This is a genomic window from Hoyosella subflava DQS3-9A1, from assembly GCF_000214175.1.
Taxonomy (GTDB): Bacteria; Actinomycetota; Actinomycetes; order Mycobacteriales; family Mycobacteriaceae; genus Hoyosella; species Hoyosella subflava.
Genome location: NC_015564.1, coordinates 1,381,883 through 1,400,154 on the forward strand (window position 1 = coordinate 1,381,883; position 18,272 = coordinate 1,400,154).

Sequence of the window (18,272 nt, forward strand, 5' to 3'; positions counted from 1 at the left end):
TATTGAGTACTGCGCGCGCTCGGGAGATCGCCGACGCCGTCGCTGCTCAGCGTGACCGGCTTCGTAGTGCGTGCAGTGCGGCTGGACGGGCCGAGCGGGAAGTTGCTCTACTTCCTGTGACGAAGTTTTTTCCCGCCAGCGACGTGCAGATCCTCTATCGGCTTGGCTTCCGCGACTTCGGCGAGTCGCGCGTGCAGGAAGCAGCGGCCAAGGTGGAGGAGTTTGCGGAACTTGAGCCAGAAGCTGATGTGCGATGGCACATGATTGGCCAATTGCAGCGAAAGAAGGCGAACGCAGTCGCGCGCTGGGCGAGTTCAGTGCAGTCAGTCGACAGCAGCAAGCTCGTCAGCGCACTCGAGCGTGCGGTCCAGTCCGCCCGTCAAAGGGGCGACCGAGTGTCGGACCTCTCGGTCTATCTGCAAGTCAGTCTTGATCAGGATGAGGAGCGGGGGGGAGCGCCCCCTGATGAACTGGACGCTCTCGGCGCTCAGGTCGACGGCGCTGAGGGACTACGTCTCGCGGGCCTGATGAGTGTCCCGCCGCTCGGTGCCGTGCCGGAGGAAGCGTTCGCAGAACTCAGTGACATCCACACGCGATTCATGGCGCGGTTCCCTTCTGCGGTGGAGCTTTCGGCCGGAATGTCGGGTGACGCGGAAATCGCTGTGCGACACGGCTCTACCTGCGTGCGTGTCGGTACCGCATTGTTGGGTCTCAGAACGATAACCTCGCCGTAATTGAACGATGGTGAACTGCCCGAACACCTCAATGCGCGGACTACATCCACCTATCCCGACACAGCCTCTTCGCCCCTGCCAAGGAAGGTCATCTATGAGCACTCTGCAGAAGATCAAGGAGTACTTCGCGCTAGTACCGCCCGCGGAGTACGAGGACGATTACCTTGATGAGCCCGAGCAGCCTCGCGGACGTGCGCGCCGCGACGAGGAGATGCCCGGCTATCGTCCTGGTACCTACGTACCACCCCGTCGCAGTGAGCGCGACGACTACCCGCGCGGCGGTTTTGACCGGGATGGGTACGAGCGTGATGGTTTCGACCGCGAGGGGTTTGACCGCGACCGCTTCGGCATGGATCCACGTGCGGCTCGTGCCCCGCAGCCAGGACCAGCTCCCGAGGACTTTGGTCGTGCACCAGTCCGGCAACCGCTGCAGCGAGCGCCACGCGTTGATCGGCATGAGGGAGGCCCGGACCGTCGTCCTGCGGCCGTATTGGAGGAAGGCAGCCAGTTGGGCAAGATCACCACTCTCCGTCCGCGCGATTACAGTGAGGCGCGCACCATCGGTGAGCAGTTCCGTGAAGGCGTTCCCGTGATCATGGACCTGAACGATATGCCAGGTGCGGATGCGAAGCGACTGGTCGACTTCGCTGCAGGATGTGCCTTTGCGCTGAACGGTAGCTTTGAGAAGGTGGCGTCCAAGGTGTTCCTACTGTCACCAGCTGACATCGACGTGACGGCCGAAGACCGTCGTCGCATCGCGGAAACCGGGTTCTATCAGGCCCGTTGATTTCGTATAGACAGCCGCATCAGGTGGCGGGTGATGTTGGCGCTCGCGAAGTGCTGGCGGGTTTGAACCTTCTCGTGAAGTCAGGCAGAGTGGCAGAGTGCTGATCCTTGTAGTGATCTCGAATCTTCTGTTCTTCTACTCGCTTTTCCTCATCGCGCGGGTGGTCATCGAGTTCATCCGGATGTTCGCGCGGGATTGGCATCCCACAGGCGCGATCGTTGTCATCCTGGAGTTCATCTTCACCATCACAGATCCACCGATTAAGTTCCTCCGAAAATTCATTCCACCGATCCCGTTGGGGTCGGTCCGGCTGGATCTGTCTGTCCTGATCCTCCTAATCGGAATCATGGTGGTGCAGAGTGTCATTGGCGGCATCATTGCGAGCAACGCGTAGGGTTGGGTCCGATAAGTGCGTTGTGCATCAGACCTGTGAGGAAGGTTAGGGAGACATGCGTCTGACTCCGGCGGACGTCCACAATGTGGCGTTCAAAAAGCCGTCGCTTGGTAAGCGGGGTTACGACGAAGACGAAGTCGACGTCTTTCTCGATCTTGTCGAGCAGGAACTTGCACGCTTAGCTGACGAGAACAGCGACCTGCGTGAGCGGGTTGCCGAACTCGAATCGAAGTTGGAGAACGTCACCAAGCACGAAGGCTCTGGTGAGACGGCTAGTGCTCAGGCAGCGAAGATCATCGGACTCGCACAGGAGATGGCTGATCGTCTGACATCTGACGCTCGTCAAGAATCGGATTCGACGCTCGCGGACGCGAAGGAAAAGTCCAAGAATATGGTCACCGAAGCGCGGGATAAGTCCGCTGCGATGGTGAAGGATGCCCGCGAGAAGGCAGAGACGATCGTTACTGCCGCGCGTGAAAAGGGCGATGGTGAACTATCCGCTGCTCAGGAACGTGCGGAGTCGCTCAAGTCTGACGCTGAGCGTCAGCACACCGAGATCTTGGGTGCGATAAATGAGCAGCGCCGCGTACTTGAAGGGCGGATCGATCAGCTCCGTACATTTGAGCGTGAGTATCGCGTGCGGCTCAAGGCATACCTGGAGTCGCAGCTCGAAGATCTAACCTCGATGACCTCCGGAAGCCAGCCGGCGCCGCGCGCTGCACACGACGAGGATGAGCCAGAAATTGTCGACGAGGAGTCCGAATCGCCGGTTCAGGCAGAGCTTGTGACCAACGGCAGTTAGGCCCGATGTGGTAGCCGAAGCCGCTATTCGCGGTTTTCGCTACCACACGACGCGATGTTCTAGGCCTGCGTGAGCAACGCGACTGGGTAGGTACCGAGGATGGTGGGCGCGTCGACCGTGCCAGCGTGGCTGATTCCCGTGAGCCGATCCGTCCATGTGCCAGCTGGAAGTTTGACCGTTGTGTGTTCCCAGTCTTGTTGCGACCGAACTGCGGTAAAGCGAGCGGCGATCGCGACGACCTCTGGAGGCCGTCCGGATGGTGACCGGCTGAAGCCCGCCACGAATGTCTGTTCAGGCGCTAGCGGTGCGTATCCTCCGCCGATGAACGTGCTGGGCCGCTCGCGCCGAAGCCTCAGCGTTTCCCGCACCAGTCGTAGTTTTGTCAGCCGTGCCGGTTCGCTCGATGAGGGAGGCACCCGCGTGACTTGGCGGAGCGCGAAGTCAAAGCGGGGATAGCTGATGAAACGGCGGTTGTCCGGGTCGGTGAGCGAGTCCTCCCACATTTCAGTGCCCTGGTACACGTCTGGAATGCCAGGCCCAGCGAGCTGGAACAGTTTTTGCCCTAGCGAGACGGCGTGAGCGTGCGGGCTGATCCGTGCGACAAACGAACTGATGAGCGCGGCGGAACTGCCGTCGCAGATTTCCCCAATCCAGTTGATCAGCGAGTCTTCGAACCCCGTATCCGGTGCTCCCCACGCCGAGTGAATTCCCGCTTCACGGACTGCTTTGACGGCGAATTCAGCGAGCCTATCGCGCAGGGCCGGGGAGGGGGGACACGTTTCTGGCCATACGCCGATGATGTTCTGCAGCAGAAAGTAGCCGCTGGCGCGGTCAGGGGCAGGCTGAACTGCGTCGCAGGCGCGTGCGAGTTCCCCGAACAGTTCGGGGAACTGAGTGAGAACACTGATCCTGGCCCGCACATCCTCGCCGCGCTTAGCGTCGTGCGTTGAGAGAGTCGTCATCGTGCGGGGCCACGTTTCGGCGATGCGCGCAAAAAACGCATGAAACTCATCGCTTGCCGTTGCCATGCGGCTTGGGTCTCCGCCCATCTCGAGGAGCGAGATGAGCCGAGCTGCCCGGTACGCGAGGGGGCCTTCTGTCGCGATGGACATCGCGCCCGCGCTGAGCTGACTGAAACGGCTGAGTATCTCTGGATCGTCGAGGGACTCCTGAAGCTTCTGCGCAGCCGCGCCGACCGCAGTCCCGCGCGAAATAACAGTGTTGAGGGCGCTCGTTAGGTGAGCGAAATGATCGCTGGAATCCGCGCGGTAAACAGGTAGCTCGGCGATTGTCTCGACGATCGCTTCCGTGGTCGCGCTGATATCTGAAGCGGCGGTGCTGACAGCGCGGCTCACCCGGTTGAGTTCAGGTTCGAGCGGGCCAGAAGTAGCGGTGATCTTCAGGTCGCGCGTCGCAGTGGCGATTGTTGGTGCATCCCAACTGCTGCCAGTGAATTCCTGCGCGAGTTGCTGAAGGGCACCGGCACTGGCGGGGTAGTTGAAGAGACCGCCGATCTCTCGCAGCGTTTCGTACCCTGTGGTCCCGTCAACCGGCAGCTGCGGGTCTAGTTCTTCGTTGCTGCCGATTACTTTCTCCACGACAAGTAGCTTGTCCGCGCCGAGCAGATCGCGAAGCCAGTGAATGTATTGTTCGGGCCGTGCTAGGCCATCGATGTGGTCCACCCGTACACCGTCGAGGACGCCTTCCGCGGTCAGCTCACCAATAAGTTGGTGTGTGGCTTCGAAGACGCGCTTCTCTTCCTGTCGCAGAGCCGCCAGTTCGTTGATTCCGAGAAAGCGGCGGAAGTTCGGGCCGTCGCGCCAGTCGATCAGGCGATAAAATTGCCGATCGTGCACCCCACGCGCGGTGCCGCCGTGTGTCCCAGCGCCCACCGGATACTCGACCCCATGGACCCGGAGCACGTCGCCGTCCAGTTCAAGATGCTCGAGTTCGCTGGTGTTTCCGAGTACTGGAAGCCTAAGCCGACCTTCGGGATCCGAACCCCAGTCGATGTCGAAGTAGTCCGCATATCGAGACTCGCGTCCGTGCGTGAGGACATCCCACCACCACCGATTGCTGGCCGGCTGAGCGACCCCCATGTGGTTCGGGACAATATCGCCGATGAGTCCGAGTCCCGCCGCGTGCGCCTCATCAGCGAGGCTCTGCAGCCCCTCGCGTCCGCCGAGGACACGGGCGACCGAACTGGGGTCTACGACGTCATAGCCATGGGTGGAACCATCCACCGCAGTGAGGAACGGTGAGAGATAAAGGTGGCTCACCCCGAGCTCACGGAAGTACGGAACCAGGCCGGCTGCGTCGTCAAATGTGAAACCCGCAGACTGAGCGGTCGCGGCGCGCAGCTGTAGCCGGTATGTCGACGTGATCACGAGCTTTTCGCTTTCCGCAGCACCGCCATCGCACGAGCTTCCACAGTGATCGGCTTTCCCGCCGTGATTGGTTCGATTGAGGTTATATCGGCTGGGGATTCGAGGTTTGTATCAACGACAACCTCCCATTCCTTTGCGTACTTGCCGTCTGGAGTGATGAAGTCGATAGGCTCGTGGTGCGCGTTGAAACACAGCAGGAACGAATCGTCGACGATGCGGTGACCACGCTGGTCTGGTTCGTGGATACCCTCTCCGTTGAGGAAGACAGCGAGTCCCCTGCCGAACCCGCTATCCCAGTCCTCGAGGGTCATTTCGTCCCCGGTGGGTGTGAGCCACGCGATATCTCGGGTTTGGTCGCCGGTCCGGATGGGACGTCCTTCGAAGAACCGCCGCCGCCGGAACACTGGATGGGCTTTGCGCAAGGCGATGATTTGCGCGGTGAACTCCACGAGGTCCCGGTTTTCGTCGGCGAGTGACCACTCCATCCACGCCAGTTCTGAATCCTGGCAATAGACGTTGTTGTTTCCCCGCTGGGTGCGACCCATTTCGTCGCCGTGGAGCAGCATGGGAACACCCTGGCTGAGGAGCAGTGTTGTCAGCAGATTTCGCCGTTGACGTGCGCGCAGAGCGAGGATCTCGGGATCGTCGGTGGGGCCTTCGGTCCCGCAGTTCCATGAGCGGTTGTGGCTCTCCCCATCCTGATTGTTCTCGCCGTTGGCGTCGTTGTGCTTCTCGTTGTAGGAGACGAGGTCGTTCAGTGTGAAGCCGTCGTGCGCAGTGATGAAGTTGATGCTCGCGTGGGGGCGGCGGCCAGTGGTCTCGTAAAGGTCTGAGGATCCGGTGAGGCGCGACGCGAACTCCCCGAGTGTGGCGGGTTCACCGCGCCAGTAATCCCGGACAGTATCGCGATACTTGCCGTTCCACTCGGACCATAGGCCGGGGAAGTTGCCGACCTGGTAGCCGCCTTCGCCGATATCCCACGGTTCGGCGATGAGTTTCACCTGGCTGACAACGGGATCTTGCTGCACAAGATCGAAAAATGCGCTAAGGCGGTCGACGTCGTGCAGTTCTCGCGCGAGCGTCGCGGCAAGATCGAACCGGAACCCGTCAACGTGCATGTCCAGAACCCAGTAGCGCAGTGAGTCCATGATCAATTGCAGCGTGTGAGGGTTGCGGACATTGAGGCTGTTCCCGGTGCCCGTGTAGTCCTTGTAGTAGCGACGATCATCGTCGAGCAGCCGGTAGTAGGCGGCGTTGTCGATGCCGCGGAAGTTGATCGCTGGGCCTAGATGGTTGCCTTCTGCGGTGTGGTTGTACACCACATCGAGGATGACTTCGATGCCTGCCTCGTGGAACGCTTTCACCATCGTTTTGAACTCTGCGACGCCAGCGCCAGGTTTCGAGCCTGCGGCATATTCGTGGTGGGGTGCGAAAAATCCGAAGGTGTTGTATCCCCAATAGTTGCGCAGGCCCTGGTCACGCAGAACTTGATCTTGCAGGAACTGATGAACCGGCATGAGTTCGATCGCAGTCACACCGAGGCGGGTGAGGTGATCAATGATGACGGGATGGGCGAGGCCGGCATAGGTGCCTCGCAGATCGTCGGGAACGTCCGGGTGGGTAGCGGTCATGCCTTTGACGTGCGCCTCATAGATCACTGTCTCGTGATAGGGCCGCTTAGGTGGCCGATCGTTCGCCCAGTCGAAGTACGGGTTGACGACGACGGACGTCATAGTGTGGCCGAGCGAGTCGAGGCCGTATCCGCGCTCTGACAGCAGCGACAGATGTCCATCGAATTCCCCCGTGAAGGCCTTGCCGTACGGGTCGAGGAGAAGCTTTGCTGGGTCGCACCGATGTCCCGCCGGGAGATCAAACGGTCCGTGTACGCGGTAACCGTAGCGCTGCCCGGGATTGATGGACGGCGCGTAACAGTGCCAGACGTGGCCGTCGACTTCTTCGAGTCGAATGCGTTCCTCAGTGCCGTCTTTCGCTATCAGGCAAAGGTCGACCGCTTCCGCGATCTCCGAAAATAGGGAAAAGTTAGTACCGGCGCCGTCGTAGGACGCGCCGAGCGGGTAGGACGAGCCCGGCCATACGGGTTTCGAAGCCATATCTAAACAGTAGACGTTTGCCCGTGTTCTGTTACGCCCGAGTGATGGGTGGCACTACTGACGCGCGCTGTGGTGAATCCACGTCCACCGGCACGCCCGAAGGTGCCCGAGTGTATGTGGTTGTAGCCGAGTAATTCGGGCAATAAGGCGGTGGTCTGACGGCCCCATCTTGTGGTGTTAGATTGTGACGAGTACCACAATTTAAACAACACCCACGATGGGCATTAACACCACAAGTGTCAGTGCCGGTCTGGGAGGAGGCACCTAATGCTGATTGATACCGGCGACGTACTGGCCATTGTTTTAGCAGGTGGGGAAGGGAAGCGGCTGATGCCGCTGACGGCCGACCGGGCTAAACCCGCTGTTCCGTTCGGTGGAACGTACCGTTTGATCGACTTTGCCCTTTCTAATCTGGTGAATGCAGGCATCAGGAAGATCGTTGTTCTCACCCAATACAAATCTCACAGCCTTGACAGGCATGTCTCCCTGACCTGGCGGTTACCTTCGATGCTGGGGGACTTCGTCGCGCCTGTCCCAGCGCAACAGCGGACGGGGCCGCGCTGGTTCGCGGGCTCCGCCGATGCGATCTATCAGTCGTTGAACCTGATCTACGACGAGCGGCCAAAATATGTGGCCGTATTCGGCGCTGACCATATCTACCGAATCGATCCTCGCGACATGCTCGCCGAGCACGTTGAGTCGGGTGCCGCTGCAACTGTGGCCGCGATCAGAGTCCCGATTGAAGAAGCAAGCCAATTCGGTGTGATTGAAACCGATCAGGCTGGCGAGAAGATCGCTGCGTTCCGTGAGAAGCCTTCCGATGCGATTGGCTTGCCGGACGCGCCCAACCAGGTCTACGCCTCGATGGGCAACTATGTGTTCACCACCGAAGCGCTCGTTGACGCAGTTAAGCGTGACGCGACAAACATCGGTTCGAGCCACGATATGGGCGGGGACATCATCCCGGCATTCGTCAGTTCGGGCAGCGCCTATGTGTACGACTTCGCAACGAACTACGTGCCCGGCAGCACCGACCAAGATCGCGGCTACTGGCGTGACGTGGGGACGATCGACTCGTACTACGCAGCGAGCATGGACGTCGTTGCCGACAATCCGGGTTTCAACCTGTACAACTATCGCTGGCCGATCCTGAGCCACCAGTCTCCACGTCCTCCCGCGAAAGTGGTTTCGTCCCACGGTCATACGCCTGAACTGCAGAATACGATCCTCGCGCCAGGTGCGATCCTGGCGGGCGCGCGTGTGAACAGGTCGCTTGTGTCGCCGGATGTCAGAATTGGTCCAGGCGCGGAAGTCGATGGTTCAGTGCTGTTCAACAATGTCGTGATTGGCGCGGGCGCAGTGGTGCGCAATGCGATTCTCGACAAAAACGTTGTAGTTCCGCCTGGCGCAACGATCGGTGTTGATCTCGAGGAAGACAGTGCCATCTACACCGTGAGCAAAGGTGGCGTGGTTGTTGTCGCGAAACAGCAGCCGACTGATTCAGTGCTCTGAAACGGACTGTGCAAGGGAGACATGCCATGCCGATCCATCCGAGAGCGGGCGAACGCGCACGCACCGAGGACCTCATCGATGTAGAAGCGCTGATCAGCGCATATTTTGAGAATAAACCCGATCCGGCGGAACCGGGTCAGCGCGTTGCCTTCGGAACGTCGGGGCACCGCGGATCCAGCACTAGTACCTCCTTCAATGAGGCGCACATCCTCGCCGTCAGCCAGGCACTGTGCGAGTATCGCGCAGGCGAAGGCGTCGCTGGCCCCCTCTTCTTGGGGCGCGACACGCACGCCCTGTCCGATCCTGCTGCGCAGACCGCGCTGGAGGTGTTTGCTGCTAACGATGTGACCGTGCTCGTCGACAACCGTGACGGCTTCACCCCCACCCCCGCGCTCTCGCATGCGATTCTGACCTACAACGCAGGGCGGGGTGGCAACGGCAAATCGGCCCAGGCAGACGGTGTGGTGATCACACCGTCGCACAATCCGCCAGGTGATGGTGGGTACAAGTACAACCCGCCCCACGGCGGTCCAGCGGACTCCGACGCGACGCGGTGGATCGAGAACAGAGCGAATGAGCTGCTCACCGATCTCGGCTCAGTAAAACGCATTCCGTATGAGCGTGCCGTCGAGGCAGAGACCACGCAGCCCTATGACTACCGCGGCAGTTACATTGGCGATCTTCCCGCGATTGTCGATCTCGACCAGATAAGAAACTCCGGAATCCGGATCGGTGCCGACCCGCTCGGCGGTGCGAGCGTCGACTACTGGGCTGAAATTGCGGCGCGCCACGGCATCTCGCTGACAGTGGTGCAGCCAGAGGTAGATCCAGCCTGGGGTTTCATGACGCTGGACTGGGACGGCAAGATCCGCATGGACTGCTCGTCGGCGTACGCGATGGCATCACTCGTCGACCAGCGTGCGAACTACGACCTCGCGACGGGCAATGACCCCGACGCCGACCGGCACGGCATCGTCACACCCGATGCGGGTCTGATGAACCCAAACCATTTTCTCGCGGTCGCTATCGATTACCTTGTGCGGCACCGGCCGAGCTGGCCCGCTGGAGCTGGCATCGGGAAAACAGTCGTCTCGTCATCAATGATCGATCGGGTCGTCGCTGATCTCGACCGTCCCCTCGTCGAAGTACCTGTCGGCTTCAAGTGGTTCGTTCCTGGCCTTGTGAACTCGTCAATCCTCTTCGGTGGGGAAGAGAGCGCGGGCGCCTCGTTCCTTCGCAAGGACGGGAAAGTCTGGACGACAGATAAAGACGGCATCGTGCTCTGCTTGCTGGCCGCTGAGATTCTGGCAGGAACTGGCCGCACGCCCAGCCAGCACTACACCGACCTCACCGCGAAGCACGGGGAGCCGGTTTACGAGCGAACAGACGCACCGGCCACGCGCGAAGAAAAGCATGTGCTCGCACAATTGTCACCCCACCAGGTGACGGCCACAGAACTTGCAGGAGAGCCGATTACAGCGATCCTCACAGAAGCCCCCGGCAATGGAAAACCAATTGGCGGGCTCAAAGTGTGCACCGATTCGGGCTGGTTTGCAGCGCGCCCCTCAGGCACCGAAGACGTGTACAAGATTTACGCGGAATCGTTCAAAGACCGCGACCATTTATCTCAGATTCAGGCCGAGGCGCGGGCAGTGGTGTCCGCGGCGCTCGGCGGAAAGTGATGACCTGTGCACGCATATGGCCAATTCGCCATGCCCACGCGTTTACCTGAGACGCTTGAACCCCTCAGGGAACTGGCACAAAACCTTCGTTGGTCCTGGCACCCCGACACCCGTGCGGTTTTCGAACTCGCGGACGCCGCCCTGTGGGAACAGACCGGACACAATCCGCTTCTGTTCCTCTCGCAGCTGTCAAGCGCCCGGAAAGCTGCCCTCAGCACAAACCGCAGGTTTCTCGCACGGATGCGTGCTGCTCGCAAGGACCTTCAGGCCTACCTGGCGCGACCGGCGGCAGAGAACACACCCGCCGTTGCATACTTCTCGCCCGAGTTCGGGATCACCGAGACGCTGCCGTTGTACTCAGGTGGCCTCGGGATCCTCGCCGGTGACCATCTCAAGACGGCTAGCGACATGCGTTTACCGCTCATCGGTGTCGGACTGCTGTATCGGTCCGGATATTTCACGCAGTCCTTCACTCCGGATGGCTGGCAGTGCGAGCAGTACCCCACACTCGTCCCCGAGGACGCCGGGTTCTTTGAACTCGCCAGTGCGCACATTCATCTCGCATTGCCTGGTGGAGCGGATCTTTATGCGCGCGTCTGGGTAGCTCAGGTAGGCAGGGTGCCGCTGCTCCTCCTCGACAGCGGTGATGACCGGAACGAAGAAGCTGAACGGAACCTCACGAACCAGCTCTACGGAGGCGACACGCTGACGCGACTCCGTCAGGAACTCTTGCTTGGCATCGGCGGTGTGCGCGCGGTACGTGCGTACTGCGACGCGGAAGGTCTCGCCGAGCCCGTGGTTTACCACACCAACGAGGGCCACGCCGGCTTCCTCGGTTTGGAGCGAATCGCTGAACTGACCGACGAAGGCCTCGGCTTCTCTGAGGCGCTCGCGGCAGTGCGTGCGGGCACCGTGTTCACCACTCACACTCCGGTTCCGGCAGGTATCGACCGCTTTGACCGCGGGCTTGTTGGCGGCCACCTGTCAGTCGCGCTTCCAAAGTTGCCTACTGAGGCGTGCCTCGACCTGGGTGCTGAGGACGATCCGGGTGTTTTCAACATGGCTCATATGGGTTTGCGCCTTGCGCAGCGGTGCAATGGCGTGTCGAAACTGCACGGGGCGCTCAGCCGGTCGATGTTCGCTCCGCTGTGGCCCGGGCTTGAGGCGGAAGAGGTGCCGATACGGCACGTCACCAACGGGGTACACGGGCCCAGCTGGGCTCCACACGCACCAGATCTCGGGCTTCCGGATGAAGAGGTCATGTCGGCCCGGAAGGCGCTTCGCGAGAAACTCATCGAGGCGGTCCGCGGCCGGATGCGTTCGGCGCAAACAGATTCCGAGTTCGCCGCGGAGACCGCCTGGGTTGAGGACTGTCTCGACCCGGATGTGCTGACGATCGGTTTCGCGCGGCGTGTGCCCACCTACAAGCGGCTTACCCTCATGCTGAGTGATCCTGCGCGGCTGCGGCGGCTGCTGCTCGATCCCGACCGGCCGGTCCAGCTGATCGTCGCCGGGAAAGCGCACCCCGCCGATGACGGCGGCAAACGACTGATCCAGGAGTTCATCCACTTCGCGAGTGACCCAGCATTGCGCCGCCGTGTTGTTTTCGTGCCTGACTACGACATGGCGCTTGGGCGAGAGATGGTGGGCGGTTGCGACGTGTGGCTCAACACGCCAACGAGACCGCTGGAAGCGTGCGGAACTTCAGGCATGAAGTCCGCGCTGAACGGAGGACTCAATCTCTCCATTGGAGACGGCTGGTGGGCGGAATGCTTTGCCCCCGAATACGGATGGTCAATTCCATCGGGGCACGACGGCGTTGGCGGACTGAGTCGTGACGAGCAGGAAGCGGCAGCACTCTATGATCTGCTCGAAACCAAGGTCGTGCCGCTTTTCTACGATGACCACCCCCAATGGCTGCGCAAGATTCGCGCGGTGCTGGGTACCTTGCGGCCACAAGTCCTTTCAGACCGAATGCTCACCGACTATCTCAGTTCGCTTTATCGGCCCGCAGCTCAGTCGGCCGCTGAGATTTCGGCCAGTAACTTCAGCCCAGCACGGGAACTCGCTGAATGGACGGCGCGCACCCGGGATGAATGGCCGTCGGTAGTCCCAGGGGCGCTTGAGGTCAACGCGGATCCGGAGACGGGCTGTGTGTCTTTCCGCGCTGAAGTCGACTGCGGTGGACTTACTCCTGACGATATCGAGGTGGAACTCTTCGTGGGAACTGCGCAGGGGGACACTCTCGTCGATCCGATCTTCACACCGATGATGTCTGGAGGCGGGGGTACCGCTTGGGAGACGTATGAAGCGGTCGTTGATGTGCCGCGCGGCGGACACTTCGGTTATACCGCGCGCGTCATCCCGAAGCATCCACATCTCGCTCCGCACGAGCTCGGTTTAGTCCACGAATTTCAGCCCTCAGAGCACACCAGCCAGCGACCTCTCAAGGAGTGATAGGCGATGCGAATCGGCTTGCTTACCCGCGAATTTCCCCCATTCGTGTACGGCGGGGCGGGAGTGCACGTTGGCTCTCTCGTCGACAGCTTGCGCGAACTTGTCGGAGTGGACGTTCATTGCTTCGGCGCCCCTAGACCCGGTGCGGTAGCGCACCATCCAGCCGAGGGGTTCGAGGCAGCGAACCCGGCACTGTCGACCCTGTCGGTCGACTTGTCGATCGTCGCTGCCGTTGAGGGCGTCGACCTGGTGCATTCTCACACCTGGTATGCCAACTTCGCAGGTCACGTAGCGAGCTTGCTCTATGGCATTCCGCATGTCGTCACTGCGCATTCACTCGAACCGCGACGGCCGTGGAAAGCTGAGCAACTCGGTGGTGGATACCGGCTGTCTTCGTGGGTGGAGAAGGCCGTGTACGAATCCGCGGACGCTGTGATCGCGGTGAGCGACGGCATGCGAAAAGATGTGCTCGAGTGTTATCCGGAGATCGATCCAAATCGTGTCCACGTCGTCTACAACGGTGTCGATACGGAGCGTTTCCACCCAGTCAGCACCACCGAGTCGCTTGAGGAGTTCGGTGTCGACCCAGCGCGGCCGAGTGTGGCGTTCATCGGTCGAATTACACGGCAGAAGGGCCTGCGCCACCTCATCGCCGCCGCTCATGAGATCGCTCCCGAGGCGCAGATCCTGTTGTGTGCGGGTGCCCCGGACACGCCCGACATCGCCGAGGAGACACGGCTGGGGGTCAGTTCGCTAAGCAGTACCCGTGATGGTGTTTTCTGGATCGACAAGACGCTGAATCACCAGGCGATGCTCGAAGTGCTGTCACATGCGGACGTATTCGTATGTCCGAGCGTGTATGAACCGCTCGGTATCGTCAATCTCGAGGCGATGGCGTGCGGCACGCCCGTCGTCGCCTCCGACGTTGGCGGTATCCCGGAGGTCGTCGCTGACGGGGAAACCGGAATTCTGGTGCACTACAACGAGGAGGACCCGACTGCGTTCGAATCCGGTCTCGCGGAATCGGTGAACTCGCTCCTGCGGGACCCCCAGCGTGCACGGGCGATGGGAGCGGCAGGCCGTGCTCGCGCGGAGGGGTCCTTCGATTGGGGATCCATCGCACACGAAACGGTGAACGTCTATCGATCGGTGCTCAAAGGAGTGATTGCATGACGTACGGCAGACTCGGTATCGATGGTGTGCGTCCAGTTGTCGACTGTGGTCGCTTTCCCGCTAAAGCTGTTGTAGGCGAACATATACCGATCGAGGCACGAGTATGGCGTGAAGGTCACGACGCCGTCGCCGCGACGGTTGTGTGGCAAGGTCCCAACGACACATCGGCTCGGTTAACGCGGATGACTGCCGAGCCGGAGAACCCTGACGATTGCATAGCTGCAATCACGCCGGACAGCGAAGGCATTTGGACGTTCCGTGTGGACGCGTGGAGCGATCCATGGACAACATGGCGCCACGCAGTAGAGGTCAAAGCCGCAGCGGGGCAAGGAGCCGAGGAACTCGCGAACGACCTGGAGAGCGGTGCGCGGCTGCTGGACCGTATGGTCGAGCTTCCACGGTCGGACGGGGACCGCAGGATACTGAGCGCTGCTGCCGGAGACTTGCGTAACACGGAACTGCCGGTAGTGAAGCGCATTGCTGAAGCCCTTTCCTACCCCGTCCAGAAGATCGTGGAGGAAGCCCCGCTTCGAGATCTCGTTACCGAGGGCGAAGCGCACCATCTTCATGTCGACCGCGCCGAAGCGCTCTTCGGCTCCTGGTACGAGCTGTTTCCCCGGTCGACGGGCGGCTTGGATGCGAATGGGCGACCAGTCCATGGCACATTCCGCACTGCGATGACGCAACTCGACCGGGTAGCCGGAATGGGATTCGACGTCGTTTACCTCCCGCCGATCCACCCCATCGGGCGCATCAACCGCAAAGGGCGGAACAACACGCTGAACCCTGGCCCGGAGGATGTGGGGTCACCGTGGGCGATAGGCGCGGCAGAGGGTGGCCACGATGCTATCCATCCCGAACTGGGCACGATGGAGGACTTCGAAGCGTTTGTCGCGCGGACACGCGAACTTGGGATGGAGGTTGCTCTCGATTTCGCGCTGCAATGCGCGCCGGACCATCCGTGGGTAGCCGCGCATCCCGAGTGGTTCACAACCCAGCCTGACGGCACGATCGCCTACGCGGAGAACCCACCCAAGAAGTATCAGGACATCTATCCGGTCAATTTCGACAATGCCCCAGAAACGTTGTACGAGGAAATCCTGCGTGTCGTTCTGTACTGGGTGAGTCACGGGGTGAAGATCTTCCGGGTCGACAACCCCCACACCAAACCGCCGAACTTCTGGGAATGGCTGATCGGCGAGGTAAAACGGGACCACCATGACGTCCTCTTCCTGTCTGAGGCGTTCACGCGGCCTGCGCGGCTGTATGGACTCGCACGATTAGGGTTTACCCAGTCCTACACGTACTTCACCTGGCGTACGTCTAAACACGACCTGATCGAGTTCGGCAAGGAACTCGTGGCCCATGCCGACGAATGCCGGCCCAATCTGTTCGTCAACACCCCCGACATCCTTCATGCGTCCCTGCAGTACGGGGGGCGCGCAATGTTCGCGCTGCGTGCCGCCCTGGCTGCGACGATAGCGCCGACCTGGGGTGTGTACTCGGGCTACGAACTGTACGAGCATGAGGCCGTGCGCGACGGCAGTGAAGAGTATCTGAACTCGGAGAAGTATGAGCTGCGGCCGCGTGACTTCACGACACCACTGCACACGGGTGACTCGCTAGAACCGTGGTTGTTACGACTGAATTCCATCCGTCGACGACATCCGTCGCTGCAGCAGCTGCGCACACTCAGGTTTCACCACACTGACAATGACGCACTGATCGCGTACTCAAAGCAAGATCCTGAAACCGGAGACACGGTCGTGGTCATCGTGAACCTGGACCCTTTCGGCACTCAGTACGGCACCTTATACCTCGACCTGCCCGCGCTGGGTTTCGCGCCCGATGCGCGGCTGAGCGCTCACGATGAAGTCAGCGGTCAAACGTGGGACTGGGGCAGTCACAACACAGTCATCCTTACGCCTGAGCGCTCGGTGTGTCACATCGTTCGCATTGACTGGCCGCGACCGCAGCGCATGGTGTACCCGGCAAGGAAGGACGGATGATGTCGTCGATATCCGAACGTCACTCAGAGGCCGGCCATTGGCCGGCAGCAGAGGAGATCCACGCGCTCGCAGTGGGCGCCCACAGCAACCCTCATGGGATGCTGGGCGCGCACCCGCACGAATCGGGACGCGCTGTAGTTCGCGTGTACCGGCCAGAGGCCGCAGCCGTAACGGTGATAAGCGACGGTCAGAAGTATCCACTTTCACGCGGCGATGAGGGCTTGTTCAGCGGCTTCGCCGGCGAGACAGTCGGGGACTATAAGCTCGAGGTCACCTACCACGGCCGCACGTCCGTACTCGATGATCCTTACCGCTGGCTCCCCACACTTGGGGAGCTCGATTTGCACCTAGTCGGTGAGGGCCGCCATGAACGCCTTTGGGACGTGCTCGGCGCGCGGCCAATTAGCTACGACACGCCATCGGGTGAGGTCGCGGGCGTCGCATTCTCGGTGTGGGCTCCTAACGCACGCGGCGTACGGGTCTGCGGGGATTTCGACGGCTGGTCCGGTGTTGAGCATTCGATGCGCTCGCTGGGCAGCTCCGGGATCTGGGAGCTGTTCATCCCGGGCATCGGCGCCGGAACGAAATACAAGTTCCGGCTCCACGGCGCTGACGGTGGATGGCACGAGAAAGCCGACCCTATGGCGGTGTGCGCTGAGCACCCACCCGCGACTGCGTCGGTGATCTACGAATCGGACTACACGTGGACTGATTCCACGTGGTTTGCACAGCGCGATTCCGTGAGCCCCGTGAACACACCGGTCAGCATCTATGAGGTGCATCTGGGTTCCTGGAGGCCAGGTCTCGGCTACCGCGAAGCCGCGAAGGAACTCGCCGACTACGTCACCGAAATGGGCTTCACCCACGTCGAGTTTCTGCCCCTCGCCGAGCATCCATTTGGTGGCTCATGGGGATACCAGGTCACGTCATACTATGCCCCGACGTCACGCTTCGGTTCTCCGGACGACCTGCGGTATTTCGTTGACACCCTGCACAATCAGGGCATTGGTGTCATCCTGGACTGGGTTCCAGCGCATTTCCCTCGTGATACCTGGGCGCTCGCTCGGTTCGACGGCAGCGCGCTATACGAGCACCCCGATCCCCGAAAAGGCGAACAGCCCGACTGGGGCACGTATGTTTTCGACTTCGGCCGGCCCGAAGTGCGCAACTTCCTGGTTGCCAATGCGCTGTACTGGTTCAGCGAATTCCATATCGATGGACTGCGCGTCGACGCTGTCGCGTCGATGCTCTACCTCGACTACTCGCGCAAGGAAGGCGAGTGGATCCCGAATGAGCGTGGTGGCCGCGAAAACCTCGACGCGATGCGGTTCATTCAAGAACTCAACGCAACGGTGTACAAGCACCATCCTGGCGTGATGATGATTGCCGAGGAGTCGACATCATGGCCTGGTGTCACACAGCCCACTAACTCGGATGGCCTCGGATTCGGATTCAAATGGAATATGGGCTGGATGAACGACACGCTCGCCTACATAGGGCGCGATCCGATACATCGCACCTACCACCACAATGATCTGACGTTTTCGTTGGTGTATGCGTGGAGCGAGAACTTCATACTGCCGCTATCCCACGACGAGGTCGTTCATGGCAAAGGTTCGCTCTTTACGAGGATGCCAGGTGACCACTGGAAGAAGGCTGCTGGGCTGCGCGCTCTGCTCGCATACATGTGGGCCCATCCAGGGAAGCAGTTGCTCTTCATGGGTGGGGAGCTAGGCCAGCAGCGCGAATGGTCACATGAGGGATCAATCGACTGGCACCTGCTCGAGGACCCTTTGCACGCAGGGATCAAGAGCTGTGTCGCGCATTTGAACCGCACTTATCGATCAGCACGCGCGCTGTACGCGGGGGACAACACCGCGGAGGGCTTTCGCTGGATCGACGCCGACGATTCCACGCGCAGCATCCTCAGCTTCGTTCGCATGGACCCGGTGAATCCCGAGAACCGGCCACTCGTGTGTATCGCGAACTTCTCGGGAATTCCGCATAACGACGTCCGCGTCGGACTTCCGGCCACGGGAACGTGGCGTGAAGCAGTGAACACCGACTCGACCGACTATGGCGGATCAGGTGTGGGCAACATGGGATCTGTGGAGGCGACCGGTGAGCCCTGGAACGGGTTGCCTGCCTCAGCGGTGGTCCAGGTGCCTCCGCTAGGGGTGCTCTGGCTCATGCCCGCCTAGAGTTAGCGCTGGAGCGATAGTTG

General features: G+C 60.9%; 12 protein-coding genes. 10 read left to right on the top strand and 2 right to left on the bottom strand.

What is annotated here, in order from left to right; genetic code table 11:
• Positions 1 to 2: 2 nt before the first annotated feature.
• From AS9A_RS06450 to AS9A_RS06465, 4 genes are all read left to right on the top strand, one after another.
• Positions 3 to 734 (top strand): YggS family pyridoxal phosphate-dependent enzyme, encoded by a 732-nt coding sequence (locus AS9A_RS06450; protein WP_041451608.1) that lies wholly within the window; start codon positions 3 to 5, stop codon positions 732 to 734.
• Between the two features lie 94 nt (positions 735 to 828).
• On the top strand, positions 829 to 1,521 hold the full coding sequence (locus tag AS9A_RS06455) for a cell division protein SepF (RefSeq protein WP_013806134.1): 693 nt from the start codon (positions 829 to 831) through the stop codon (positions 1,519 to 1,521).
• Positions 1,522 to 1,618: 97 nt separating this feature from the next.
• Entirely contained in the window at positions 1,619 to 1,915 is a 297-nt protein-coding gene (locus tag AS9A_RS06460) for a YggT family protein (RefSeq protein WP_013806135.1), read from the top strand.
• A 55-nt stretch (positions 1,916 to 1,970) separates the two neighbouring features.
• Positions 1,971 to 2,717 (top strand): DivIVA domain-containing protein, encoded by a 747-nt coding sequence (locus tag AS9A_RS06465; protein ID WP_013806136.1) that lies wholly within the window; start codon positions 1,971 to 1,973, stop codon positions 2,715 to 2,717.
• A gap of 59 nt (positions 2,718 to 2,776) precedes the next feature.
• On the opposite strand, the gene treY is transcribed toward AS9A_RS06465, so the two are convergent.
• Positions 2,777 to 5,104, bottom strand: coding sequence for a malto-oligosyltrehalose synthase (gene treY, locus AS9A_RS06470; protein ID WP_013806137.1), 2,328 nt, complete (start codon positions 5,102 to 5,104; stop codon positions 2,777 to 2,779).
• Positions 5,101 to 7,215, bottom strand: coding sequence for a glycogen debranching protein GlgX (gene glgX, locus AS9A_RS06475; RefSeq protein WP_013806138.1), 2,115 nt, complete (start codon positions 7,213 to 7,215; stop codon positions 5,101 to 5,103). Before glgX ends, treY begins: the two co-directional genes overlap by 4 nt.
• A 267-nt stretch (positions 7,216 to 7,482) precedes the next feature.
• Between glgX and glgC the strand changes: the two genes are divergently transcribed.
• Genes glgC through glgB form a run of 6 tightly spaced genes read left to right on the top strand, consistent with a single transcriptional unit; the run spans position 7,483 to position 18,249 of the window.
• Complete coding sequence (gene glgC / locus AS9A_RS06480) at positions 7,483 to 8,727, top strand: glucose-1-phosphate adenylyltransferase (protein ID WP_013806139.1); 1,245 nt, start codon at positions 7,483 to 7,485, stop codon at positions 8,725 to 8,727.
• Between the two features lie 26 nt (positions 8,728 to 8,753).
• A complete protein-coding gene (gene pgm, locus AS9A_RS06485; RefSeq protein WP_013806140.1) occupies positions 8,754 to 10,409 on the top strand; it encodes a phosphoglucomutase (alpha-D-glucose-1,6-bisphosphate-dependent) in 1,656 nt (551 codons plus the stop codon).
• Positions 10,410 to 10,439: 30 nt separating this feature from the next.
• On the top strand, positions 10,440 to 12,866 hold the full coding sequence (gene glgP, locus AS9A_RS06490) for an alpha-glucan family phosphorylase (protein WP_085930636.1): 2,427 nt from the start codon (positions 10,440 to 10,442) through the stop codon (positions 12,864 to 12,866).
• 6 nt (positions 12,867 to 12,872) lie between these two features.
• Positions 12,873 to 14,039: a glycogen synthase gene (gene glgA, locus AS9A_RS06495; RefSeq protein WP_013806142.1), complete on the top strand. Its 1,167-nt coding sequence runs from the start codon at positions 12,873 to 12,875 to the stop codon at positions 14,037 to 14,039.
• Positions 14,036 to 16,048, top strand: coding sequence for an alpha-1,4-glucan--maltose-1-phosphate maltosyltransferase (locus AS9A_RS06500; RefSeq protein WP_013806143.1), 2,013 nt, complete (start codon positions 14,036 to 14,038; stop codon positions 16,046 to 16,048). The genes glgA and AS9A_RS06500 overlap by 4 nt, the downstream gene beginning before the upstream one ends.
• Positions 16,045 to 18,249 (top strand): 1,4-alpha-glucan branching protein GlgB, encoded by a 2,205-nt coding sequence (glgB, locus tag AS9A_RS06505; RefSeq protein WP_013806144.1) that lies wholly within the window; start codon positions 16,045 to 16,047, stop codon positions 18,247 to 18,249. Before AS9A_RS06500 ends, glgB begins: the two co-directional genes overlap by 4 nt.
• Positions 18,250 to 18,272 lie beyond the last annotated feature (23 nt).